Source organism: Streptomyces sp. NPDC059874 (genome assembly GCF_042731135.1).
Taxonomy (GTDB): Bacteria; Actinomycetota; Actinomycetes; order Streptomycetales; family Streptomycetaceae; genus Streptomyces.
This window is the reverse complement of the sequence record NZ_JBHWJY010000057.1, coordinates 22,965-45,792: the sequence shown is the minus strand read 5'-3', so window position 1 is coordinate 45,792 and position 22,828 is coordinate 22,965. Positions and strand designations below refer to the sequence as shown.

At 73.5% G+C, this 22,828-nt stretch carries 19 protein-coding genes; 14 read left to right on the top strand and 5 right to left on the bottom strand.

All coding sequences use genetic code 11. The annotated features are described in order from the left end of the window. Positions 1 to 69: 69 nt before the first annotated feature. From ispG to ACFV9H_RS27945, 4 genes are all read left to right on the top strand, one after another. Positions 70 to 1,227 carry a flavodoxin-dependent (E)-4-hydroxy-3-methylbut-2-enyl-diphosphate synthase gene (gene ispG / locus ACFV9H_RS27960; RefSeq protein ID WP_385403338.1) on the top strand — a complete coding sequence of 386 codons (1,158 nt, stop codon included), beginning with the start codon at positions 70 to 72 and terminating at the stop codon, positions 1,225 to 1,227. A 155-nt stretch (positions 1,228 to 1,382) separates the two neighbouring features. Next, positions 1,383 to 2,225, top strand: coding sequence for a GNAT family N-acetyltransferase (locus ACFV9H_RS27955; RefSeq protein WP_385403335.1), 843 nt, complete (start codon positions 1,383 to 1,385; stop codon positions 2,223 to 2,225). 71 nt (positions 2,226 to 2,296) lie between these two features. Further along, a complete protein-coding gene (locus tag ACFV9H_RS27950; RefSeq protein ID WP_385403333.1) occupies positions 2,297 to 2,839 on the top strand; it encodes a GNAT family N-acetyltransferase in 543 nt (180 codons plus the stop codon). 43 nt (positions 2,840 to 2,882) lie between these two features. Then, positions 2,883 to 4,601 (top strand): proline--tRNA ligase, encoded by a 1,719-nt coding sequence (locus ACFV9H_RS27945; protein ID WP_385403330.1) that lies wholly within the window; start codon positions 2,883 to 2,885, stop codon positions 4,599 to 4,601. A gap of 242 nt (positions 4,602 to 4,843) precedes the next feature. Here ACFV9H_RS27945 and ACFV9H_RS27940 read toward each other — a convergent pair whose 3' ends face one another. Genes ACFV9H_RS27940 through ACFV9H_RS27925 form a run of 4 tightly spaced genes read right to left on the bottom strand, consistent with a single transcriptional unit; the run spans position 4,844 to position 7,881 of the window. Beyond that, positions 4,844 to 5,860, bottom strand: coding sequence for an SPFH domain-containing protein (locus tag ACFV9H_RS27940; RefSeq protein WP_385403327.1), 1,017 nt, complete (start codon positions 5,858 to 5,860; stop codon positions 4,844 to 4,846). Between the two features lie 59 nt (positions 5,861 to 5,919). After that, complete coding sequence (locus tag ACFV9H_RS27935; protein WP_385403325.1) at positions 5,920 to 6,822, bottom strand: aminoglycoside phosphotransferase family protein; 903 nt, start codon at positions 6,820 to 6,822, stop codon at positions 5,920 to 5,922. Between the two features lie 16 nt (positions 6,823 to 6,838). Further along, a complete protein-coding gene (locus tag ACFV9H_RS27930; RefSeq protein ID WP_385403323.1) occupies positions 6,839 to 7,297 on the bottom strand; it encodes a DUF4439 domain-containing protein in 459 nt (152 codons plus the stop codon). After that, positions 7,294 to 7,881, bottom strand: a complete 588-nt coding sequence (locus tag ACFV9H_RS27925; RefSeq protein ID WP_385403321.1) for a hypothetical protein — start codon at positions 7,879 to 7,881, stop codon at positions 7,294 to 7,296. The genes ACFV9H_RS27930 and ACFV9H_RS27925 overlap by 4 nt, the downstream gene beginning before the upstream one ends. 114 nt (positions 7,882 to 7,995) lie before the next feature. Between ACFV9H_RS27925 and rimP the strand changes: the two genes are divergently transcribed. The 10 genes from rimP (at position 7,996) to ACFV9H_RS27875 (ending at position 20,380) form a co-directional block, all read left to right on the top strand. Then, positions 7,996 to 8,493: a ribosome maturation factor RimP gene (gene rimP, locus ACFV9H_RS27920; RefSeq protein WP_365174760.1), complete on the top strand. Its 498-nt coding sequence runs from the start codon at positions 7,996 to 7,998 to the stop codon at positions 8,491 to 8,493. A gap of 2 nt (positions 8,494 to 8,495) precedes the next feature. Further along, on the top strand, positions 8,496 to 9,515 hold the full coding sequence (gene nusA, locus ACFV9H_RS27915; RefSeq protein WP_385403318.1) for a transcription termination factor NusA: 1,020 nt from the start codon (positions 8,496 to 8,498) through the stop codon (positions 9,513 to 9,515). Between the two features lie 108 nt (positions 9,516 to 9,623). Continuing rightward, positions 9,624 to 9,911 carry a YlxR family protein gene (locus tag ACFV9H_RS27910; RefSeq protein ID WP_385403316.1) on the top strand — a complete coding sequence of 96 codons (288 nt, stop codon included), beginning with the start codon at positions 9,624 to 9,626 and terminating at the stop codon, positions 9,909 to 9,911. A gap of 148 nt (positions 9,912 to 10,059) precedes the next feature. Continuing rightward, positions 10,060 to 13,176 (top strand): translation initiation factor IF-2, encoded by a 3,117-nt coding sequence (gene infB, locus ACFV9H_RS27905; protein ID WP_385403314.1) that lies wholly within the window; start codon positions 10,060 to 10,062, stop codon positions 13,174 to 13,176. A gap of 160 nt (positions 13,177 to 13,336) precedes the next feature. Beyond that, positions 13,337 to 13,630 (top strand): DUF503 domain-containing protein, encoded by a 294-nt coding sequence (locus ACFV9H_RS27900; protein WP_356847816.1) that lies wholly within the window; start codon positions 13,337 to 13,339, stop codon positions 13,628 to 13,630. A 28-nt stretch (positions 13,631 to 13,658) separates the two neighbouring features. Then, complete coding sequence (gene rbfA, locus ACFV9H_RS27895) at positions 13,659 to 14,120, top strand: 30S ribosome-binding factor RbfA (protein WP_385403311.1); 462 nt, start codon at positions 13,659 to 13,661, stop codon at positions 14,118 to 14,120. After that, on the top strand, positions 14,117 to 15,025 hold the full coding sequence (gene truB / locus ACFV9H_RS27890) for a tRNA pseudouridine(55) synthase TruB (RefSeq protein WP_385403308.1): 909 nt from the start codon (positions 14,117 to 14,119) through the stop codon (positions 15,023 to 15,025). Before rbfA ends, truB begins: the two co-directional genes overlap by 4 nt. 222 nt (positions 15,026 to 15,247) lie before the next feature. Continuing rightward, positions 15,248 to 18,727, top strand: a complete 3,480-nt coding sequence (locus ACFV9H_RS27885) for a hypothetical protein (RefSeq protein WP_385403305.1) — start codon at positions 15,248 to 15,250, stop codon at positions 18,725 to 18,727. Next, positions 18,646 to 19,296 carry a hypothetical protein gene (locus tag ACFV9H_RS27880; RefSeq protein WP_385403303.1) on the top strand — a complete coding sequence of 217 codons (651 nt, stop codon included), beginning with the start codon at positions 18,646 to 18,648 and terminating at the stop codon, positions 19,294 to 19,296. The genes ACFV9H_RS27885 and ACFV9H_RS27880 overlap by 82 nt, the downstream gene beginning before the upstream one ends. 127 nt (positions 19,297 to 19,423) lie before the next feature. After that, positions 19,424 to 20,380: a bifunctional riboflavin kinase/FAD synthetase gene (locus ACFV9H_RS27875; RefSeq protein ID WP_385403301.1), complete on the top strand. Its 957-nt coding sequence runs from the start codon at positions 19,424 to 19,426 to the stop codon at positions 20,378 to 20,380. 97 nt (positions 20,381 to 20,477) lie between these two features. On the opposite strand, the gene ACFV9H_RS27870 is transcribed toward ACFV9H_RS27875, so the two are convergent. After that, a complete protein-coding gene (locus tag ACFV9H_RS27870; protein WP_385403299.1) occupies positions 20,478 to 22,808 on the bottom strand; it encodes an SCO5717 family growth-regulating ATPase in 2,331 nt (776 codons plus the stop codon). Positions 22,809 to 22,828: the final 20 nt, after the last annotated feature.

Below are 22,828 nucleotides of genomic sequence, written 5' to 3'. Positions count from 1 at the left end.
GGCGTAATCTCGGAGGCTGGAGCCCGCCGAATTCGGGACCTTGATCCACACCTTGGGGTTGCACAGCAGATGACTGCCATCTCTCTCGGAATGCCGGCCGTGCCGACGAAGCTTGCCGACCGCAGGGTCAGCCGCAAGATCCAGGTCGGTTCCGTGGCCGTCGGTGGCGACGCACCCATCTCGGTGCAGTCGATGACCACCACCCGTACCTCAGACATCGGCGCCACGCTCCAGCAGATCGCCGAGCTGACGGCCTCCGGCTGCAACATCGTCCGCGTCGCCTGCCCGACGCAGGACGACGCCGACGCCCTCGCCGTGATCGCGAAGAAGTCGCAGATCCCGGTCATCGCCGACATCCACTTCCAGCCCAAGTACGTGTTCGCCGCGATCGACGCCGGCTGCGCCGCCGTCCGCGTGAACCCGGGCAACATCAAGCAGTTCGACGACAAGGTCAAGGAGATCGCGAAGGCCGCGAACGACGCGGGCACCCCGATCCGGATCGGCGTCAACGCGGGCTCCCTCGACGCCCGACTGCTGAAGAAGTACGGCAAGGCCACCCCCGAGGCGCTGGTCGAGTCCGCGCTGTGGGAGGCCTCCCTCTTCGAGGAGCACGGCTTCAGCGACATCAAGATCTCGGTCAAGCACAACGACCCGGTCGTCATGGTCAACGCCTACCGCCAGCTCGCCGCCGCCTGCGACTACCCGCTGCACCTCGGCGTCACCGAGGCCGGCCCCGCCTTCCAGGGCACCATCAAGTCCGCCGTCGCCTTCGGCGCACTGCTCTCCGAGGGCATCGGCGACACCATCCGCGTCTCCCTCTCGGCCCCGCCGGCCGAGGAGGTCAAGGTCGGCATCCAGATCCTGGAGTCGCTGAACCTGAAGCCGCGCCGCCTGGAGATCGTCTCCTGCCCGTCCTGCGGCCGCGCCCAGGTCGACGTGTACAAGCTGGCCGAGGAGGTCACGGCGGGCCTGGAGGGCATGGAGGTCCCGCTGCGCGTCGCGGTCATGGGCTGCGTCGTCAACGGCCCCGGCGAGGCCCGCGAGGCCGACCTCGGCGTCGCCTCCGGCAACGGCAAGGGCCAGATCTTCGTGAAGGGCGAGGTCATCAAGACCGTCCCCGAGTCGAAGATCGTGGAGACCCTCATCGAAGAGGCGCTGAAGATCGCCGAGCAGATGGAGAAGGACGGCGTGATGAGCGGCGAGCCCACCGTGGCCATCGGAGTCTGAGTTCTCCGAGGCCCTCCCAAGGCCCCGGCCCCGGCCCCGTTCCCGCAGCTCGGGGGCGGGGCCGGGGTCTTTTCGTGACCCGTGGGACCGGGCAAGCTCCGGTCGCGGCGGGTACAGTGCGGAGACCAGCAGACTTGTACGGTGAGGCCCCAGTGTTGACGCAGACCACCACCCGGGTCCTTGAGCCCAGTGATCTCGACGCCGCGCTCGAAGTCCTCGGACGCGCGCCGGTCGAGAACGCCTTCGTCACCTCCCGGGTCCAGGTCGCGGGACTCGACCCCTGGCGCCTGGGCGGCGAGATGTGGGGCTGGTACGCCGACGGGGAGCTCCGCTCCCTCTGCTACGCCGGCGCCAACCTGGTCCCCGTCTGCGCCGAACCCGACGCCGTACGCGCCTTCGCCGACCGGGCCCGCCGCACCGGCCGCCGCTGCTCCTCCATCGTCGGCCCGGCCGAGCCCACCCGGCTGCTGTGGCAGCTCCTGGAACCCACCTGGGGACCGGCCCGCGACGTCCGCTCCCACCAGCCGCTCATGGTCATGGAGCACGCGTCCACCACGGTCGCCCCCGACCCCCTGGTCCGCCGGATCCGCAAGGACGAGATGGACCTGATCATGCCCGCCTGCGTGGCCATGTTCACCGAGGAGGTCGGCATCTCCCCGATGGCCGGCGACGGCGGACTGCTCTACCAGGCCCGCGTCGCCGAGCTCGTCGGCAGCGGCCGCTCCTTCGCCCGCGTCGAGGACGGCAAGGTCGTCTTCAAGGCGGAGATCGGCGCCGCCACCGCCAAGGCCTGCCAGATCCAAGGCGTGTGGGTGGCCCCCGAGTTCCGCGGCCGCGGCCACTCCGAGGCCGGCATGGCCGCCGTCGTCGACTACGCCCTGCGCGACGTCGCACCCGTGGTCAGCCTGTACGTGAACGACTTCAACACCGCCGCGCGAGCCGCGTACCGGCGCGTCGGCTTCCGCGAAGTCGGCGCGTTCATGAGCGTGCTCTTCTGAACGCCCTGAATCGGCCCGTGACCGGGGGGCCGGCATTCCGGCCGCCCAGTACCGCGCAGTAAGGTCGCCGCATGCTGCCTTCCGGACTCCGCATCGGCCCCCTCGACCTCGCCGACCGCGTGGACGAGGCCCTGCGCGTGCAGGCCGTCGCCTTCGGCCTCAGCGAGGAGGAGGTCGGCATCCGGCGCTACATCGTCCAACGCCACATGACCTGCCCCGGAGCCCGCGCGCTCGGCGCGTTCACCGAGGACGGCGCGCTCACCGGATTCGTCTACGGGATGCCCAACGACCGCAGTCACTGGTGGTCCGGCATCGTCGAACCCTACCTGCGGGCCGGCGGCCACGACGGCTGGCTCGACGGCTCCTTCGTGATCACCGAACTGCACGTCCACCCCGGTTTCCAGGGACACGGCGTGGGCCGTGAGCTGATCACCCGCATCACCGACAGCGCCGCCGAGTCGCGCTCGATCCTCTCCGCCATCGACACCGAGAGCCCCGCCCGGGGCCTCTACCGGGCCCTCGGCTACAAGGACCTCGCCCGCCAGGTCCACTTCCCGAGCGCGAGCCTCCCGTACGCCGTGATGGGCGCCGAGCTCCCGCTCCTGCGCCCGTAAAAGCCGTTTCCCGGGTGCGCGCCGGCCCCGGTAGCCTCCCGTCATGTCCACACAGCACGCCACACACCCCGTACAGCGCATGTCCCGTCTCATGGCCAAGACCCTCCGCGAGGACCCGGCCGACGCCGAGACCCTCAGCCACCGGATGCTGGTCCGCGCCGGCTACGTCCGGCGCAGCTCGGCCGGGGTGTGGACCTGGCTGCCGCTCGGCAAGCGGGTCCTGGACAACGTCTCGCGAATCGTCCGCGAGGAGATGGACGCGATCGGCGCGCAGGAGGTGCTGCTGCCCGCGCTGCTGCCGAAGGAGCCGTACGAGGTCAGCGGGCGCTGGTCGGAGTACGGGGACCTGCTGTTCCGGCTCAAGGACCGCAAGGGCGCGGACTACCTGCTCGGCCCCACCCACGAGGAGATCTTCACCCTCGTGGTGAAGGACCAGTGCACCTCGTACAAGGACCTGCCGGTCATGCTCTACCAGATCCAGACCAAGTACCGGGACGAGGCACGGCCCCGCTCCGGGGTGCTGCGCGGGCGCGAGTTCCAGATGAAGGACTCGTACTCCTTCGACGTCTCCGACGAGGGCCTGGAGGAGTCCTACCGGCTGCACCGCGAGGCGTACGTCCGCATCTTCACCCGCCTCGGCCTCGACCACCGGATCGTGTCGGCGGTGTCCGGGGCGATGGGCGGCTCGGCGTCCGAGGAGTTCCTGGCCCCGGCGGCGGCCGGCGAGGACACCTTCGTCGACTGCCCCTCCTGCGACTACGCGGCGAACACGGAGGCCGTCACCTTCCCCCTGACGCCGGCCGCCGGGGAGCACCCCGCGCCGGAGGAGGTGGACACCCCCGACACCCCCACGATCGAGACCCTGGCGGCGCAGCTCGGCGTACCCGCCTCCGCGACGCTGAAGAACCTCCTGGTGAAGGTGGACGGCGAGATCGTGGCCGTGGGCGTGCCGGGCGACCGCGAGGTGGACCTCGGCAAGCTGGGCGAACACCTGGCACCGGCGGTGGTCGAGCTCGTCACCGCCGAGGACTTCGCCGACCGTCCCGATCTCGTACGCGGCTACGTGGGCCCGCAGGGCCTGGAGAAGGTCCGCTACCTGGCGGACCCGCGGGTGGCGCCGGGCACCTCCTGGGTCACCGGGGCCAACCGGGTCGACACCCACGCCCGGAACGTGGTCTGCGGGCGGGACTTCGAGGTCGACCGGTACCTCGACGTGGTGGTCGTGGAACCGGGCGACCCGTGCCCTTCCTGCGGCGCGGGTCTGCGGCTCGACCGGGCCATCGAGATCGGCCACATCTTCCAGCTGGGGCGGAAGTACGCGGACGCGTTCGGGCTCGACGTACTGGGCCGGGAGGGCAAGCCGGTCCGGGTCACCATGGGCTCGTACGGCATCGGCGTCTCCCGGGCGGTGGCCGCGCTGGCCGAGCAGTCGGCGGACGAACGCGGGCTGTGCTGGCCGGCGGCCGTGGCCCCGGCCGATGTCCACGTGGTGGCCGCGGGCAAGGCCGGGCCGCTCGCGCTGGCCGAGCAGGCGGCCGACGCGCTGTCCGCCGGGGGGCTCCGGGTCCTACTGGACGACCGGCCGGGCCTGTCCCCGGGGGTGAAGCTCACCGACGCGGAGCTGATCGGCGTCCCGTGGATCCTGGTGGCGGGCCGCCGGTCGGCCGACGGGGTGGTCGAGCTGCAGCACCGCGCGACGGGCCACCGCGAGGAACTCCCCCTGGCCGAGGCCCTGTCCCGCCTGACCCCTGCCGGGGGCTGACCGGCCGGTGCGCGGCCGCGGCGCCGCTGCCTGGGGCTCCGCCCCAGACCCCGCGCCTCAAACGCCGGCGGGGCTGAAAGTGCCGCTGCGCGCCACCCCCGCCGGCCGCGGCGCCGCTGCCTGGGGCTCCGCCCCAGACCCCGCGCCTCAAACGCCGGCGGGGCTGGAAGTGCCGCTGCGCGGGTCTGGGCAGAGCCCAGGGAACGGTGGAAGGGCGGGTAGGGGACGGCTCCGCGCAGCGGCTACTCCGGCGGCCCGTCGTCCGGCGGCGCCGACCCGTCCACGGCCCCGAGGGCCGGACCGGTCCCGTCGGGGCCGGCCCCCTCGGCGGCCGAGCCGGGCCACGGCGCGGGCTCGTCCCCACCGAGGGCCGCGGCAGGCGAGGGGGCATCGGGCCCCGCGCCGGTGACCGCCGGCGGGACTTCGCCACCGGCACCGGGGACCACTGCCGCCGGCGGAGGCACGGCCGCACCCTCCGCGCCCGGGCCCGTCGCCGGAGGCGGGGCGGCGCGTTCCAGGAAGCGCAGGAGCTCCACCGGGAAGGGGAGGACCAGGGTGGAGTTCTTCTCCGCCGCCACCGCCACCACCGTCTGCAGCAGGCGCAGCTGCAGCGCCGCCGGCTGGTCCGACATCACGCCCGCCGCCTCGGCGAGCTTGTGCGAGGCCTGGAGCTCCGCGTCCGCGTTGATCACGCGCGCCCGCCGCTCCCGGTCCGCCTCCGCCTGCCGGGCCATCGACCGCTTCATCGTCTCCGGCAGGGACACGTCCTTGATCTCGACCCGGTCGATCTGCACGCCCCAGCCCACGGCCGGGCTGTCGATCATCAGCTCCAGGCCCTGGTTGAGCATCTCCCGGTTGGACAGCAGGTCGTCCAGGTCGGACTTGCCGATGATCGACCTGAGCGAGGTCTGCGCCATCTGCGAGACGGCGAAGCGGTAGTCCTCCACCGCCACGATCGCGCTGGCCGGGTCGACGACCTTGAAGTACACGACCGCGTCCACCCGCACCGTGACGTTGTCCCGGGTGATGCCCTCCTGGGCCGGCACCGGCAGGGTCACGATCTGCATGTTCACCTTGCGGAGCCGGTCGACCCCGGGAACGATCACGGTGAAGCCGGGCGGCCGTATCTCCTCGCGCAGCCGGCCGAAGCGGAAGACCAGGCCCCGCTCGTACTGCTTCACCACCCGGGCCGCCGCGCCCACGTAGACCGCGATGCCCACACCGGCGGCGATTGCCGCTGTCAGCAGTTCCTCGACCATGACGGCCCCCTGCCGGACACACCGGACATACCTGCATACCTACCTACTTACGGTATGCCCTACAGCCAGGCCGCGAACTCCAGCAACTGCTCCGCGTCCCGGTGCCGTCCTGCGGCCAGCGCGCGGTTGCCCGACTCCACCGCCCGGAACAGCGTCCAGCCCCGCAGTCGCTCCCGGTCCACCTCCAGGGCGTCCGCCAGCCGCTGCACCCGCCGCCGTGCGCCGGCCGCACCCGTCGAGGAGGCCACCTGGTCCTCCAACCGGTCCCGGACCAGCCGCGCCAGGTCGTACGCCCGCTCACCGACCAGCGGCTCGGGACCCACCGTCAGCCACGGCGCCCGATCGCCCGCGAGGACCTTGCCCTGCCGGAAGTTCCCGTGCAGCAGCAGCTCCTCGCCCGGAAACGCCACGAGCTCCTCCCGCATCGCCAGCGCCGTGTCGGCCAGCTCCCGGACCTCCGCCGGGGCCTCCCGCAGCGCCTCGCACTGCCGCTTCGTGCGCGCGGCCACCGTCTCCCAGCCGTGCCCGGCCGGCGGGGCCACCCAGAGCCTGCGCAGCGTGCCGCAGGCCTCCAGCAGCGCCTTCGCCTCCGGCAGCGACCTCAGCGACACCTCCGCGTGCAGCCGCTCCAGCAGCAGCGCCCCGTCCTCGTCGTGGTACCGCGTGTCGAGCACCCGTACGGCTCCAAAACCGCCCCAGTGCGCCAGCGCGGCCAGCTCCAGGTCGGGCCGGGCGTACGGCGGCGCCAGCTTCAGCGCGGCCGGGGTCCCGTCGGCGTACCGGACGAGGACGACCAGACTGCTCCGGCCGCCCGGGGCCTGCACCCGCTGGGCCTGTACCCCGCGCCGGGACAGCGCGGCGTCGGTGAGCCCGGGCAGCCGCCCCAGCCAGTCCGCGTCCTGCTCCGTCTGCGGCATCTCGCCGAGCGCCCTCACAAGCCGCTGCGGCGGTTCGAAAGCCATGCGTGCGTGGTCCCTTTCAGCTTTGCTTGGCTCGTTCCGATCGTTCCGGGAGCCCAGGGAAGGCTACGCCGACACCACGCCAGCGTGCCGCGCGCACGGCCGCGGCGCTCAGCGCGTCGGCCGCCTCGCGGCGCAGTCGGCCCTCTGCGGCCCGCACCAGGTCGGAGTACGCGCCGGCCACCCGGTCCTCGATCTCGGCGGCCAGCCGCTCGGCGTCGGCGGCGCCGCGCACCTCGAACGGCAGGGCGTACGCGGCCTCCGCGGCCCGGGGCGCGCCGCCCAGCTCCCGCACGTTCCGGGTGAGCGCGTCGCGTCGCGCGAGGTGGCCGCCGTAGGCCTCCCGGGCCTCGGTCGCGCGGGCGCCGGCGGTCCGCGCGCCGATCACCCCGTATGCGTACGCCGCCGCGTGCTCGGCGGCGAGCGCCGCCTGGGCGGCGACCAGGGCGTTCCCGGCGGGGGAGGGTTCGGCGCTCACGACGCGGCTCCGGGGTTGGAAGTCAGCAGATGGGCGTGGACGGCGCCGCAGGCGGCCACCGAGGCGAGCAGCCGGGCCAGTTCCCCGGGGGCGCCGTCGAGGTCGCTGATGCGGGTCTCGGACAGCTTGCGCTCCGCGGCCGCGAGGGCGGTCAGCGCCTCGGCGGGCTTCGGGGGCACCGGCTCGGCGCTCGCCGTCGGCGCGGCTGCCTCGACCGCCCCCGACGGGGCGGCGGGGGACGGGGTGGGGGAGCCCGCGGCGGTCGGGGACAGGGCCGCCGCGTGCGCGGCGACGGCCGCGCGCAGCGGAGCGAGGCGCTCGGCCAGGGCCGGATGGGCCGCGCGCGTGGCGTCGTAACGTTCCAGCAGTCGCTCGCTGTCACGAACGGCCGCCTCCCGCATCCGCCGTTCGAGGGAAATCCCGGCTTCTTCCTCGGGTGAGGAGCCGCCGGAGCAGCCGGTGAGCAGCGCGGCGCCCGCCGCGCCGGCCGCGCCGGCGAGCAGGCTCCTTCGGGAGGGCCTGAAAGGCAGGGTCCAGGGCACGGCGACGTCCTCGGGGGTGATGGCGGGGCAGGGTGTGATCACGGTACCCGGGGCCCCGTCCACAGGGCGGACGGCAACACCCTCCGCGACCGGATACCCTTTGACCTGACACACGACGTAAACCACAACAGCACACGCGGCCGAGGAGTCACCCGGATGAGCACCACCCAGAGCGACAGGCTGCGCGGACTGCTGGAGCCGCTCGTCGCCGCCAAGGGCCTGGACCTCGAAGAGATCGAGATGTCCCGGGCGGGCAAGCGCCGGATGCTGCGGATCATCGTGGACTCCGACGAGGGCGTGGAGCTGGACGCGTGTGCGGAGCTGAGCCGCGAGGTCTCCGACAAGCTCGATGAGACCGACGTGATGGGCGAGGACGAGTACGTCCTCGAAGTGAGCTCCCCGGGCGCAGACCGCCCGCTGACCGAGCACCGCCACTACGTACGGGCCGTCGGCCGTCTCGTGAAGTTCCAGCTGGTCGAGAGCGGGGAACTGATCGCCCGCATCCTCGACGTCGACGACGAGGGCATGGACCTCGAAGTTCCGGGCGTGAAGGGCCGCAAGGCCACCGCCCGCCGCATTGCTTTCACCGACATCGCCAAGGCGCGTGTCGAGATCGAGTTCAACCGCAAGGACAAGAAGGAAGAGGAGGCGTAGCCGTGGACATCGACATGAGTGCCCTGCGGGGTCTGGTCCGGGAGAAGGAGATCTCCTTCGACCTGCTCGTCGAAGCGATCGAGTCGGCCCTCCTCATCGCGTACCACCGGACCGAGGGGAGCTTCCGCCGCGCCCGCGTCGTGCTGGACCGCACCAACGGTCACGTGGTCGTGTGGGCGACGGAAGACCCGAGGGACCTCGAAGAGGGCCAAGAGCCCAAGGAGTTCGACGACACCCCGTCCGACTTCGGCCGGATCGCCGCGACGACCGCCAAGCAGGTGATCCTGCAGCGTCTGCGCGACGCCGAGGACGACCTGACCTTCGGCGAGTTCGCCGGCCGGGAGGGCGACGTCATCACCGGCGTCGTGCAGCAGGGCAAGGACCCCAAGAACGTCCTCGTCGACATCGGCAAGCTGGAGGCCATCCTGCCGGTGCAGGAGCAGGTCCCCGGCGAGGAGTACACGCACGGTCTGCGCCTGAAGGCGTACGTCGTGCGCGTGGCGAAGGGCGTCCGCGGTCCGTCCGTGACCCTCTCGCGCACCCACCCCAATCTGGTGAAGAAGCTCTTCTCGCTGGAGGTCCCGGAGATCGCCGACGGCAGCGTCGAGATCTCGGCGATCGCCCGTGAGGCCGGTCACCGCACCAAGATCGCGGTCCGGTCCACCCGCTCGGGCCTGAACCCGAAGGGCGCCTGCATCGGCCCGATGGGCAGCCGCGTGCGCAATGTCATGGCCGAGCTGCACGGCGAGAAGATCGACATCGTCGACTGGTCGGACGACCCGGCGGAGATGGTCGCGAACGCGCTGTCACCCGCCCGGGTGAGCAAGGTCGAGGTCGTCGACTGGGACTCCCGCTCCGCACGAGTGACCGTGCCCGACTACCAGCTGTCGCTGGCCATCGGCAAGGAGGGCCAGAACGCCCGCCTCGCCGCACGGCTCACCGGCTGGCGCATCGACATCCGCCCGGACACCGAGCCGGACACGGACCGCGATCGGGACGACCGGGACCGCGGCGGGGAATAAACCGGTACCTGCCGGGGCTTCCCGGACGGTAGACAGGGAATAACACGACAACGTCCGTTCGATTTTTCGCCTGAAGGGGTGAGGTCGGTACGGGGAGGTAGACTTAGCGTGTCTGGCCGGACGCAAGCCCGCGCATGCCCCGAACGCACCTGTGTGGGGTGTCGGGAGCGAGCGGCCAAGAGCGATCTGCTGCGCATCGTGGCGATCGAGGGCGAATGCGTCCCCGATCCTCGCGGTACGCTGCCCGGCCGGGGTGCCTACGTGCACCCTGCCGTGGTCTGCCTCGACCAGGCGGTCCGCCGCCGCGCGTTCCCCCGGGCCCTCCGGTCAGCCGGAACGCTCGACACCGCGGAACTGCACAAAGCCCTGGCCGGTCAGGCCGAGGCGACACCGTAAGACGTAGAACGGCACGGATACCCCGTGCGGTCAGGTACCTCGCGAGTTGGAAGTAGGTCGAGATTGCGATGAGCACTCGATGAGTACGCGATGAGTACGCCCATGAAGTAGCAACGGTCCGGCGTAACCCGGACCTAAAAGGAGCGAAGTGGCTAAGGTCCGGGTATACGAACTCGCAAAGGAGTTCGGAGTTGAGAGCAAGGTCGTCATGGCCAAGCTCCAGGAACTCGGTGAGTTCGTCCGTTCGGCGTCCTCGACGATCGAGGCGCCGGTTGTACGCAAGTTGACTGACGCACTGCAGGGGCCCGGCGGCAACGCCGGCAAGACCGCTGCAAAGCCCGGCGCGCCCCGCAAGGCCGCGCCTGCCAAGCCCGCGGCGCCCTCCCCGGCCGCCGCGGCACGTCCTGCTGCCCCGAAGCCCGGCGCACCGGTGGCTCCCAAGCCCGCCGCTGCCGAGGCCCCGGCCGCCGGCGCCCCGGTGACTCCGGCCGCCCCCGGCCCGCGTCCCGGCCCGAAGGCCCCGGCCGCCCCGAAGCCCGCTCCGGCGGCACCCGTGGCGACCGAGTTCTCCGCGCCTCCGGCGGCCCCGGCCGCCCCGGCGCGCACCGAGCGTCCCGCCGCGGCTCCCGGTCCCCGTCCGGCGCAGCAGCGTCCGGCGGCCCAGGGTGGCCAGGCCGGCGCCCGTCCCGGCGCCCCGCGCCCGGCCGGTGCTCCCGGTGCCCAGGCCCCCCGCCCCGCGGGCGGCGCCCAGGCCCCGCGTCCGCAGGGCGCCCGTCCGGCCGGTCCCCGTCCGGGCAACAACCCGTTCACCTCTGGTGGCTCCACCGGCATGGCGCGCCCGCAGGCGCCCCGTCCGGCCGGCGCTCCCCGTCCCGGTGCCCCCGGCGCCGGTGGCGGCCAGGGTGCTCCCCGCCCGCAGGGTGGTCCCGGTGGCGCTCCGCGTCCCCAGGGTCCCGGCGGCGCCCGTCCGACCCCGGGCGGCATGCCCCGTCCGCAGGGCGGCGCCCCGCGTCCGGGTGGTGCTCCCGGTGGTAACCGTCCGAACCCGGGCATGATGCCGCAGCGTCCCGCTGCCGGTGGTCCCGGTCCCCGTCCCGGTGGCGGCCCCGGTGGCCGTGGTCCCGGTGCGGGCGGTCCGCGTCCCGGTGGCGCCGGTCGTCCCGCGGGCGGCGGCTTCGCCGGTCGTCCGGCCGGTCCGGGCTCGCGTCCCGGCGGCGGTGGCGGCTTCGGCGGCCCGCGTCCCGGTGGTGGCGGCTTCGGCGGCGGTCCGGCCGGTGCCGGTGGCGGCGGTCGTCCCGGCTTCGGTGGTCGTCCCGGTGGTCCCGGTGCCCGTGGTGGCACGCAGGGTGCCTTCGGTCGTCCCGGTGGTCCGGCCCGTCGTGGTCGCAAGTCCAAGCGTCAGAGGCGCCAGGAGTACGAGGCCATGCAGGCCCCGTCCGTCGGCGGCGTGATGCTGCCTCGCGGCCAGGGCGAGACCGTTCGCCTGTCGCGCGGTGCCTCCCTCACCGACTTCGCGGAGAAGATCAACGCCAACCCGGCGTCGCTCGTCGCCGTGATGATGAACCTCGGCGAGATGGTCACTGCCACGCAGTCCGTCTCCGACGAGACCCTCGAAATGCTGGCCGGCGAGATGAACTACGTCGTTCAGATCGTCAGCCCGGAGGAAGAGGACCGCGAGCTCCTCGAGGGCTTCGACATCGAGTTCGGCGAGGACGAGGGCGGCGAGGAGTACCTGCTGCCGCGTCCGCCGGTCGTGACCGTCATGGGTCACGTCGACCACGGTAAGACCCGACTGCTCGACGCCATCCGCAAGACGAACGTCGTTGCGGGCGAGGCCGGCGGCATCACGCAGCACATCGGTGCGTACCAGGTCAGCGCCCAGGTCAACGAAGAAGACCGCAAGATCACCTTCATCGACACCCCGGGTCACGAGGCGTTCACCGCCATGCGTGCCCGTGGTGCCAAGTCGACCGACATCGCGATCCTCGTGGTCGCGGCCAACGACGGCGTCATGCCGCAGACGATCGAGGCGCTCAACCACGCCAAGGCCGCCGGCGTCCCGATCGTCGTCGCGGTCAACAAGATCGACGTCGAGGGTGCCGACCCGGTCAAGGTGCGCGGTCAGCTCACCGAGTTCGGTCTGGTCGCCGAGGAGTACGGCGGCGACACGATGTTCGTCGACATCTCCGCCAAGCAGGGTCTGCACATCGACTCCCTGCTCGAGGCCGTCGTCCTCACCGCCGACGCCTCGCTCGACCTCCGCGCCAACCCGGAGCAGGACGCTCAGGGTATTGCGATCGAGTCCCACCTCGACCGCGGCCGCGGTGCCGTCGCCACCGTCCTCGTCCAGCGCGGTACCCTCCGCGTCGGCGACACGATGGTCGTGGGCGACGCCTACGGCCGAGTGCGCGCCATGCTCGACGACAAGGGCAACAACGTCGAGGAAGCGGGTCCGTCGACCCCCGTCCTGGTCCTGGGTCTCACCAACGTCCCCGGCGCCGGCGACAACTTCCTCGTCGTCGACGAGGACCGCACCGCCCGTCAGATCGCCGAGAAGCGTGCTGCGCGTGAGCGCAACGCCAACTTCGCCAAGCGCGTCCGCCGGGTGTCCCTGGAAGACCTCGACTCGGTCCTCAAGGCCGGTCTGGTCCAGGAACTCAACCTCATCATCAAGGGCGACGCGTCCGGTGCGGTCGAGGCCCTCGAGTCCTCGCTGCTCCAGCTCGACGTCGGTGAAGAGGTCGACATCCGCGTCCTGCACCGCGGTGTGGGTGCGGTCACCGAGTCCGACATCTCGCTGGCGATGGGCTCCGACGCCATCGTCATCGGTTACAACGTCCGTGCGGCCGGCCGTGCCGCGCAGATGGCGGACCGCGAGGGCGTCGACGTTCGCTACTACTCGGTGATCTACCAGGCCATCGAGGAGATCGAGGCGGCCCTGAAGGGTCTCCTCAAGCCGGAGTACGAAGAGGTCGAGCTCGGTACGGCGGAGGTCCGCGAGATCTTCCGCTCGTCCAAGCTGGGCAACATCGCCGGTGTCCTCATCCGGTCCGGCGAGGTCAAGCGCAACACCAAGGCGCGGCTCCTGCGCGACGGCAAGGTCGTCGCCGAGAACCTCACCATCTCCGGTCTGCGCCGCTTCAAGGACGACGTCACCGAGATCCGCGAAGGCTTCGAGGGCGGTATCAACCTCGGCTCCTTCAACGACATCAAGATCGACGACGTCATCGCGACGTACGAGATGCGCGAGAAGCCCCGCGCGTAAGCGCGAGGCGGTTCGCACCGTGTCGTAACTCGTAACACCGGGGCCGGTCGACGGAATATCCGTCGATCGGCCCCGGCCGTTGCGTGTACGGTTCTGGTGACCCTGCCGAGCGACGGCCGGCAGGCCACCGAACCCGCACCGGCGGGATATCCGGAACTGCATGTACGTGGGGACTCTGTCCTTCGATCTGCTCCTCGGCGACGTCCACTCGCTGAAGGAGAAACGCTCCGTGATCCGGCCCATCGTGGCCGAGCTCCAACGCAAGTTCTCCGTGAGCGCGGCGGAAGTGGGCGACCAGGACCTGCACCGCAGGGCCCGCATAGGGGTCGCTCTCGTGAGTGGGGACACGGGGTTCCTCTCGGACGTACTCGACCGCTGCGAGCGGCTGGTCGCGGCACGTCCGGAAGTGGAGCTGCTGTCCGTACGACGGCGCCTCCACGGTGATGAAGACTGATAGCAAGACATAAGAAGGAGACGGACCAGTGGCCGACAATGCGCGGGCGAAGAAGCTGGCGGACCTCATCCGGGAGGTGGTGGCCGAGAAGCTGCAGCGCGGCGTCAAGGACCCCCGCCTCGGTACGCACGTGACCATCACGGACACCCGGGTCACCGGCGACCTGCGGGAGGCCACGGTCTTCTACACGGTCTACGGCGACGACGAGGACCGGGCCAGCGCGGCAGCGGGCCTGGAGAGCGCCAAGGGCGTACTGCGCTCCGCGGTCGGCCGGGCGGCGGGCACCAAGTTCACGCCCACCCTGACCTTCGTCGCGGACGCCCTCCCGGAGAACGCCAAGACCATCGAGGACCTCCTCGACAAGGCGCGCGCCTCCGACGCCCACGTGCGCGAGGTCTCCTCGGGCGCGCAGTACGCCGGCGACGCCGACCCGTACAAGAAGCCCGACGAGGACGCCGACGACTCCGACGAGGACGCAGCCGCGGAATGAGCAGCAACGCAGGAAAGACGCCGGACGGCCTTGTCATCGTCGACAAGCCGTCCGGCTTCACTTCGCACGACGTGGTCGCCAAGATGCGCGGGATCGCCAAGACCCGCCGCGTCGGCCACGCCGGCACGCTCGACCCCATGGCGACGGGCGTGCTGGTCCTGGGCGTCGAGAAGGCCACCAAGCTCCTCGGCCACCTCGCGCTGACGGAGAAGGAGTACCTCGGAACGATCCGCCTGGGCCAGAACACCCTGACGGACGACGCCGAGGGCGAGATCACCTCGTCCATCGACGCCACCGGGGTCACCCGGGAGGGCGTGGACGCGGGCATCGCGAAGCTGACCGGCGAGATCATGCAGGTCCCGTCCAAGGTCAGCGCCATCAAGATCAAGGGCGTGCGCTCCTACAAGCGCGCCCGCGACGGCGAGGACTTCGAGATCCCGGCCCGACCGGTCACGATCTCCTCGTTCCAGGTGTACGACATGCGCGAGACGGAGGCCGAGGACGGCACGAAGGTCGTCGACCTCGTCGTCTCCGTCGTCTGCTCCAGCGGTACGTACATCCGCGCCCTCGCCCGCGACCTCGGCGCCGACCTCGGTGTCGGCGGCCACCTCACCGCGCTGCGGCGCACGCGCGTCGGCCCGTACAAGCTCGACCGGGCGCGGACGCTGGACCAGCTCCAGGAGGAGCTGACCGTCATGCCGATCGGCGAGGCGGCCGCGGCCGCCTTCCCGCGCTGGGACCTGGACGCCCGGCGGGCCTCGCTGCTCGCCAACGGCGTGCGGATCGAAATGCCGGACGCCTACGAGACCGGACGGACCGTGGCGGTCTTCGGACCGGACGGAACGCTGCTCGGTCTCGTGGAGAACAAGGCCGGCAAGGCCAAGTCCCTGGCGGTATTCGTCTGACGTGGAGCGGTGAGCGCCGATGACCTGACGCTCACCGCTCCACGACCCCCCTCGGGTAGGTCTCTATCCACCCGAACCCCGGTATTCACCCGTCCGAGCAGGCGCTCGGAGTGAATGGAGGGAGCGTAAGGGGGCGCTTTCACCTCGCGTGCTTTCCGTGCTGATCTTCGCCTGCCTACCGTCGTGAGCACGGAAGTGTTGCGGGGGAGTGGTGGTGCGGCCATGGCGGAGCTCGTCAAAATCTGCGACCAGGCCGGGCGGGCGCGCGGCAGCGGATTCGTCGCCGACGACCGCGGAACGGTGGTCACCAGCCATGAGGCCGTGGCCGGGCTGACCCGGGTGCTGCTGCACGGGCCGGACGGCAGGACCTGCCTGTCCACGGACATCACCCTCCTGCCGGGAGCCGCACTGGCACTCGTACAAGCCCACGGGCTCGGGGCACGGCCGCTGCCGGTGGCGATGCGCGATCCGATCCCGCAGGGGGCGTACGTACGCGTCCCCGCGCGCGGGTGGCGGCAGGCGAGGGTACTGGCCCTTCACGCACTGGTCGTTGAGCTGGCGATCGGGACCGACGGGCGCGACGCGCTGCGGCAGGGCGGGGAGGCGTGCGGGGGTCCGGTCCTCGACGCGGAAACCGGCGCCGTGCTCGCGGTCCTGGGCGGCGGCTTCGCGGTGGCCCTCCGCGCGGCGGCCAAGGCCGACCCGGGCGGCCCCCTGGCCGAGCTGCTGGACCGCAACGCGGCGACGGTACCCGCCTACGGCGCGGACCTGAACCTCGCCGGCGCGCTGGAACTCACGGGAACCACCCTGGGCGCGGCCGACGATCCGGAGCCCGCCCCCATCGACCGGCCGGCCATCGCGGCCGAACTGGACGCCTTCACCGCGGGGAACAGCCTCGTCCTGGCCCTGGTCGGAAGCCCGGGCACGGGCCGCACCACCGCCCTGGCCGCGCTGGCCGCCCGTCGATCCCGCGGCTCCAGCCCGGCCCCGACCCTCTGGCTCCGCGGCGCGGACCTCCACGCCCAGGACACCTCCCTGGCCGACGCCGCCACCCGCGCCCTGACAACGACGGCCCGCATCCTCGCCACCCCGGACCGACCCAGCCGGGGTCGGGTGTGTGCCGGGGCGTCCCCGCAGGGCGTCGAACACCACCACCCTCGGCCCTCCGACCCCTGGAAAGGTTCGACGCCCGAGGAGACGCCCCGGCACGCGCCCGGCGCCGGCGGAACCCCGTCGCCCCCGCCGGAGCGGCGGAGCCCCGCGGCGCCCGACCCTGGCGGAACGTGCCAAGTCCCGCCGGAGCGGCGCAGCCCCCCGGCGCCCGACCTTGGCGGAACCTCCTCGACCCCGCCGGAGCGGTGTAGCCCCGCGGCGCCGGGCGCTGGCGGAACGTGCCAAGTTCCGCCGGAGCGGCGCAGCCCCCCGGCGCCCGACCTTGGCGGAACCCCGTCGACCCCGCCCGGCCCGCCGCAGGCGAACGGCATTGCCGACGCCGTGGCGCGCGCGGCCGCCGCCGCCGGGCGGGGCCTGGTCGTGGTGCTGGACGCCCCCGAGGAGATGCCGCCCCAGCTCGCGCACCGCCCGGGCCCCTGGACCGAAGCCACCGTCGCGTGGCTGCGGGGGGCCGGCGCCCGGCTGGTCGTCGCCGCGCGGCCCGAGTACTGGGAGGCGGCCGGCGCGCTCTACCCGCCCGAGGTGCTGCACACACCGGCCCGCCCCGCCCGCCGCCTGCCGCCCGCACTGCCGCTCGGCGACCTCGCGCCCGCCGAGGCCGAGACTGCCCGGGCCCGTCTCGGCATCCCGGCCGACGCCGTCCAGGAGGCCGACGCCCGGCACCCGCTCACCCTGCGCCTGCTCGCCGGGATCCGCGCCGCCGGGGTCACCGCCGGGCGGCCCGGCCGGGACGAGGTCTTCGCCACCCACCTGGACCTGGTGGCCCTGCGGGTGGCCGTCCGGATCGCCGCCGCTGCCGGCGGGGTCCACGGGCCCGGCGTGCGGCGGCTGGCGGCGCGCGTGGCCGGGAGGGTGCACGAGGCCGCCCGCCGCTGCCTCGGGCCAGGGCAGGGGCAGCTGGACCGGGCCGCGTTCGAGGAACTGTTCCCGTGGCGCACCGGCTGGGCCTCAGCCGTGATCACCGAGGGGCTGCTCGTGCCCGCCGGACCCGGCTACCGCTTCGCCCACGAGGAACTGTCCGACTGGCTCCAGGCCGGCCACCTGGACGTCCCGGCGGCCCTCCGCGCCCTCGTCCACCAGCCCACCGGTCAAGGCCTGCCCGTGCCACGCCACCGCATCGGCCCCGTCCTGGAGGCCTTGCGCAGGCTCCCCCCGGACCGGCTGCGCACCGAACTCACCCACCTGGTCGAGGCCCTCAACACCATGACCGAGCGGGCCGCACCGCCGGGGCCGGGGGTCGGGGGGCTGCGCCGCTCTCAGGGGGGCGAGGGGGTCCCGCCGGGGTCAGAGGCCGGTGGGCTGCGCCGCTCCGGCGGGGTCGAGGGGGTTCCGCCGGGGCCGGTGGCGCGCCGGGGCGTCTCCTCGGGCGCCGAACGTTTCCAGGGGTCGGAGGGCCGGGCGGTGGTTGCGTTCGGCGCCCTGCGGGGACGCCCCGGCACACCCCCGTCCCCGTCGGAACCGGCAGGCGTGCCGTCCGGGCCGGGCAGGTCACCCGGGCCGGTCGGGCCAGCCGGGGATGCCGCACCGGCAGAGCCGGCCACGCTCATCGGGCCAGCCGGGCCAGGCACGCTCACCGGGTCAGCCGGGTCAGCCGGGCCAGCCGGGCCAGGCACGCTCACCGGGTCAGCCGGGCAGGGCGGGGTCGCCGGGCTGGCGAGCCGGGGCGAGGCGGGGTGGTGGGCCGGCCGGCTGCTCCGCGAGAGCCTGCTGCGCGCCCCCGACGCCCGTCCCCACCTGCCCGTCCTGCACGCGCTGGCCGAGCACGTGGCGCGCGCCGGGCCCGGCGAGTTCGGCGGCTGGTTCTGGAACCGGCTGCGGCTGCCCGAGCCCGAGCGCCTCGACCTGCTGCGCCGCCTCCTGCCCGCCGACCCCGCCGAGGCCGTCCCCGGCGACCGCTACCTCGACGCCGCCGCCCGCCGCCCGCCCGCGACCCGCAAACCGTCCAGCCACTGCTCTGCGCCTGGTTCGGCGACGGCCGCCGGCTGCGCGGCCGCCCCGGCGCCACCGTCGCCGGCGCCGCCCAGGCCCTGCTGCACACCCACCGCCGGCTCGCCCTGGACGACCTCACCGAGCAGCTCGTCACCGCCGGGCACCCCCGCGCCGACGAGCTGCTCGCCGCACTCGCCGAGGAGGAGCCCTCCGCCATGTGCCGGGCCGTGGACCGCTGGGCCCACGACGAACGCCCCGGGCGGCGCGTCGCGGCGGCCGCGTACGGGCTCGCCACCGCCCCCCACGTGCGCACCCCCGCCGACCGCGAGCTGCTGCGCTACGCCGCCCAGGCGCTGCTCGCCCGCCCCACCGACGCCACCCTGCACGCCGGCGCTCTCGCCACGCTGCTCCGCGACCCGCAGACGCGCGGCCGTTATCTGCCGGACGCCCTGGCCTGCTTCCGCGACCCCGAGCACGGCGCCCGGCTGCCCGCCTCGGCGCTGGTCACGGCGCTGCCCGTGCTGCCCGATCCGGACGCGGTGTTCGACGCCCTGCGGGCCCGGGCCGACGGCGAGGTGGTGCGGGCCCTGGCCGCGCTGACCACGCCGGGGCTCGCCCGCCGCGCGGCCGAACTCGTACGGGAGCACCTGGCGCGGTGCCCCGAGGACGCACCGCACGCCGCCGCCTTCGTGGACCTGCGCCTGGAGCAGGGACCGGCCGCGGGCCCCGTCGTACGCCCGCTCGTGCTGGACCTGCTGCGGACCGCGCCGGCCTCGGTCCGGGCCGAGCTGGCCGCCGTACTGGCCGCTCCGGGCGGGGAGTCCTCGTACGCGCTGCGGAGCGAGCTGGCCGACGTACTGCTGCGCGAGGAGGCCGACCCGCTGGTGCTCGACGCCTTCCTCGGCTCCCTCGCGGCCGGGGCTGCCGCCCGCCCGGAGGACCGGACGCGGGAGCTGCTGCGCCGCACCGGGCGGCAGCTGCTGCGGGCCCCCGGTGGGGCGGCGGTGTTCGAGCGTCGGACGGTGGAGCTGACCCGGACCGCCCCCGCCTTCGGGGCGCTCGTGGCCCGCTGGCTGGCGCAGGCGGGAGCGGAAGCGGCGGCCCTGCTGGGGCCGAGCGCACGGCGGACGGTGGAGACCCTCAGCAGAGCTGCGCAGGATGTGACGTGACGATCTGACATGGCAGTTGTCGCATCCAGACGCCGATGCGGGGCACCGGGCACCGGCATGGCAGTCTTAGACCTGTAATCGGCATTCAAATACAAGGCCTAACGGGTTCGGGCGAGGAGCGGTCACAGTGCAGCGCTGGCGTGGCTTGGAGGACATCCCCCAGGACTGGGGACGCAGCGTCGTCACCATCGGCTCCTACGACGGTGTGCACCGGGGTCATCAGCTGATCATCGGACGGGCGGTGGCGAAGGCGCGCGAGCTCGGCGTCCCGTCGGTCGTGGTCACCTTCGACCCGCACCCGAGCGAGGTCGTGCGCCCCGGCAGCCACCCGCCGATCCTGGCGCCGTACGACCGGCGCGCCGAACTGATGGCCGGGCTGGGCGTGGACGCGCTGCTGATCCTGCCGTTCACGGCGGAGTTCTCGCAGCTGTCCCCGGCCGACTTCATCGTGAAGGTGCTCGTCGACAAGCTGCACGCGCGGGCCGTCATCGAGGGGCCGAACTTCCGCTTCGGCCACCGGGCCGCGGGGAACGTCGACTTCCTGCGCGAGCTGGGCTCCACGTACGACTACGAGGTCGACGTCGTGGACCTGGTCGAGCGGGGCGATGCGGGCGGCGGCGTGCCGTTCTCCTCGACGCTCGCGCGCAAGCTCGTCGCCGAGGGCGACATGGACGGCGCGGCCGAGATCCTGGGCCGGCCGCACCGGGTCGAGGGCGTCGTGGTGCGCGGTGCGCAGCGCGGCCGCGAGCTCGGCTACCCGACGGCGAACGTCGAGACCGCGCCGCACACCGCGATCCCGGCGGACGGCGTGTACGCGGGCTGGCTGACGGCGGCCGGCGAGCGGATGCCCGCCGCGATCTCGGTGGGGACGAACGTCCAGTTCGACGCCACCGAGCGGACCGTGGAGGCGTACGCGATCGACCGGATCGGGCTGGACCTGTACGGGATGCACGTGGCGGTGGACTTCCTCGCGTACGTGCGCGGGATGGCGAAGTTCGAGTCGCTCGACGGGCTGCTGGAGGCGATCGCGGACGACGTGAAGCGGTCGCGGGTGCTGACGGACGCGTACGACGCGCAGCGCTGACGGCGGCGCCACCGCCGCGGCCGGATGGACGTGAACGACGAGGGCCCGTACCGGTGTACGGGCCCTCGGTCGTTCGGTCGTTCGGTGCTTCGGCCGCTCAGCCGAGGCGCGGGTCGCGCGGGGGCTGTTGCGGGGCCGGTGGCTGCTGCCAGGGCTGGCCCGGCTGCGGGTACGGCTGGCCGTAGGGTTGCTGCGGGGCCTGCGGCGGAGGCTGCTGCTGGTACTGCGGCGGCCCCTGGGGCTGACCGTACGGGGGCTGCTGGTGCGGCTGGGGCTGCTGCGGCTGCTGAGCGCCCCAGTGGCCCTGGGCGGCCTGCTGCTGGGCCCGGATGAAGTCCTCCGCCACGAGCGCGGAGAGGTTGAAGTACGCCTCGCGCGTCTTGGGACGCATCATGTCGAGATCGACCTCGGCACCGGCCGCGAGGTGCTCGTCGAACGGCACCACGACGACTCCGCGGCAGCGGGTCTCGAAGTGCTGCACGATGTCCTCGATCTTGATCATCTTCGCGGTCTCGCGGACCCCCGAGATGACGGTGAGGGAGCGCGAGACGAGGTCGGCGTACCCGTGCGCGGAGAGCCAGTCGAGGGTGGTGCTGGCGCTGCTGGCGCCGTCCACGGACGGGGTCGAGATGATGATCAGCTGATCGGCCAGGTCCAGGACCCCGCGCATGGCGGAGTACAGGAGCCCGGTGCCGGAGTCGGTGAGGATGATCGGGTACTGGCGGCCCAGCGTCTCGATGACGCGGCGGTAGTCCTCGTCGTTGAACGTCGTCGAGACGGCCGGGTCCACGTCGTTGGCGATGATCTCCAGACCGGAGGGCGCCTGAGAGGTGAACCGGCGGATGTCCATGTACGAGTTCAGGTACGGGATCGCCTGGACCAGGTCCCGGATCGTGGCGCCGGTCTCGCGGCGGACGCGACGGCCGAGGGTGCCGGCGTCGGGGTTCGCGTCGATGGCCAGGATCTTGTCCTGGCGCTCGGTGGCGAGGGTGGCGCCGAGGGCCGTGGTCGTCGTGGTCTTGCCGACACCGCCCTTCAGACTGATCACGGCGATGCGGTAGCAGGACATGACCGGCGTGCGGATCAGCTCCAGCTTGCGCTGACGCTCCGCCTCCGCCGCCTTGCCGCCGAAACGGAAGCGGCCGCCGCCGGCGTTGTTGTTGCTCTTCGGCTTCTGCCTGTTGCGCAGCAGGCGGTCCGAGGACAACTCGACGGCGGCGGTGTAGCCGAGCGGCGCCCCACCGGTGGTCTGGCCGGAGGAGTAACGGGGGTCGTGGGGCTGCGGCGGCAACGGCTGCTGGCTCGCCTGCCACTGGGCGCCGGAACGGGGGTCGTACTGAGGGGTCGCCTGCGGGGCTGCCTGCGGCGGCTGCTGGGCCTGCGGGTGCGGCTGAGGCGGCTGCGGCTGCTGCTGGGCCTGCGGCGGTGCGAAGGCGTAGCCCTGCTCGGCGGCGAAGGCGGGCGGCAGCGGCGGCAGTTCACCTCCGGGTCCCCCGAACGGGGTCTCCGCGCCGACCCGCGGCGCGTCCCCGGAGGCGGCCGGCAGCACGGGGACCCCGTCGGCGGGGGTGTCGTGCGGCCCGGCGGCGGGCCCGGACGCGTCTGCGACAGGCGCCGGGTACGACGGGAGCGGCTCGCTCGGGGGCGCGAACGAAGCGGCGCCGCCATCGGGCGTCGCCGGCAGGGCCGGGGCCTCGTACCGCGCGGGGGCCTCGTGGGCCGGGGTGCCACCGTCCGGCGCCGAGAGCAGCGCAGGGTACGGCGGGAGCGCTTCGGCCGGTGCGGTCGGTGCGTCGGGCGCGGGCGTGTTGCTCACGGGCGTCGTCGGCAGGGCCGGGACCGCGTACTGCGCGGGGGCGTCGTCGGCCGGTGTGCCGCTGTCGGGCGCCGAGGGCAGGGCCGGGTACGGCGGGAGCGCTTCGGCCGGGGCCGTGGGCGCGTCGGGCGCGGGCGTCGTCGGCAGGGCCGGGGCCGCGTACTGCGCGGGGGGCTCGGGCGCCGGGTACGAAGGCAGTGCTTCGGCCGGGGCCGTGGGCGCGTCGGGCGCGGGTGTGCCGCCGACGGGCGTCGGGGGCAGGGGCAGGGCCGGGTACGCCGGGAGGGCCTCGGCCGGGGCCGTGGGCGCGTCGGGGCTGGCGGTGTTGGCCGGCGGAGCCGGCGGCGCGGACGCCGCCTCGGGGGCCGGGCGGGGTGCCGGCGGGCCCACGCGCATCGTCGGGGGAGAGGTCACCTCCGACGGGCGGTGGGGCTCGAAGCCGCTGCCCTCGGGCAGCCCCGGCACCGCGGCCGGGCTCGCGCCCTGGGTGTACCAGGCCGGCGGGGTGTAGTCGATGGTGAACTCGCCCGTCAGTTCGGGCTCCGCGTCGGACTGATCGTCCGTCGGGACGTCCCACGTCCCGCCGCGCCTCTCGTTCCGATCGCCGCTCACTGGTCCTCCTGGTCTGTCGA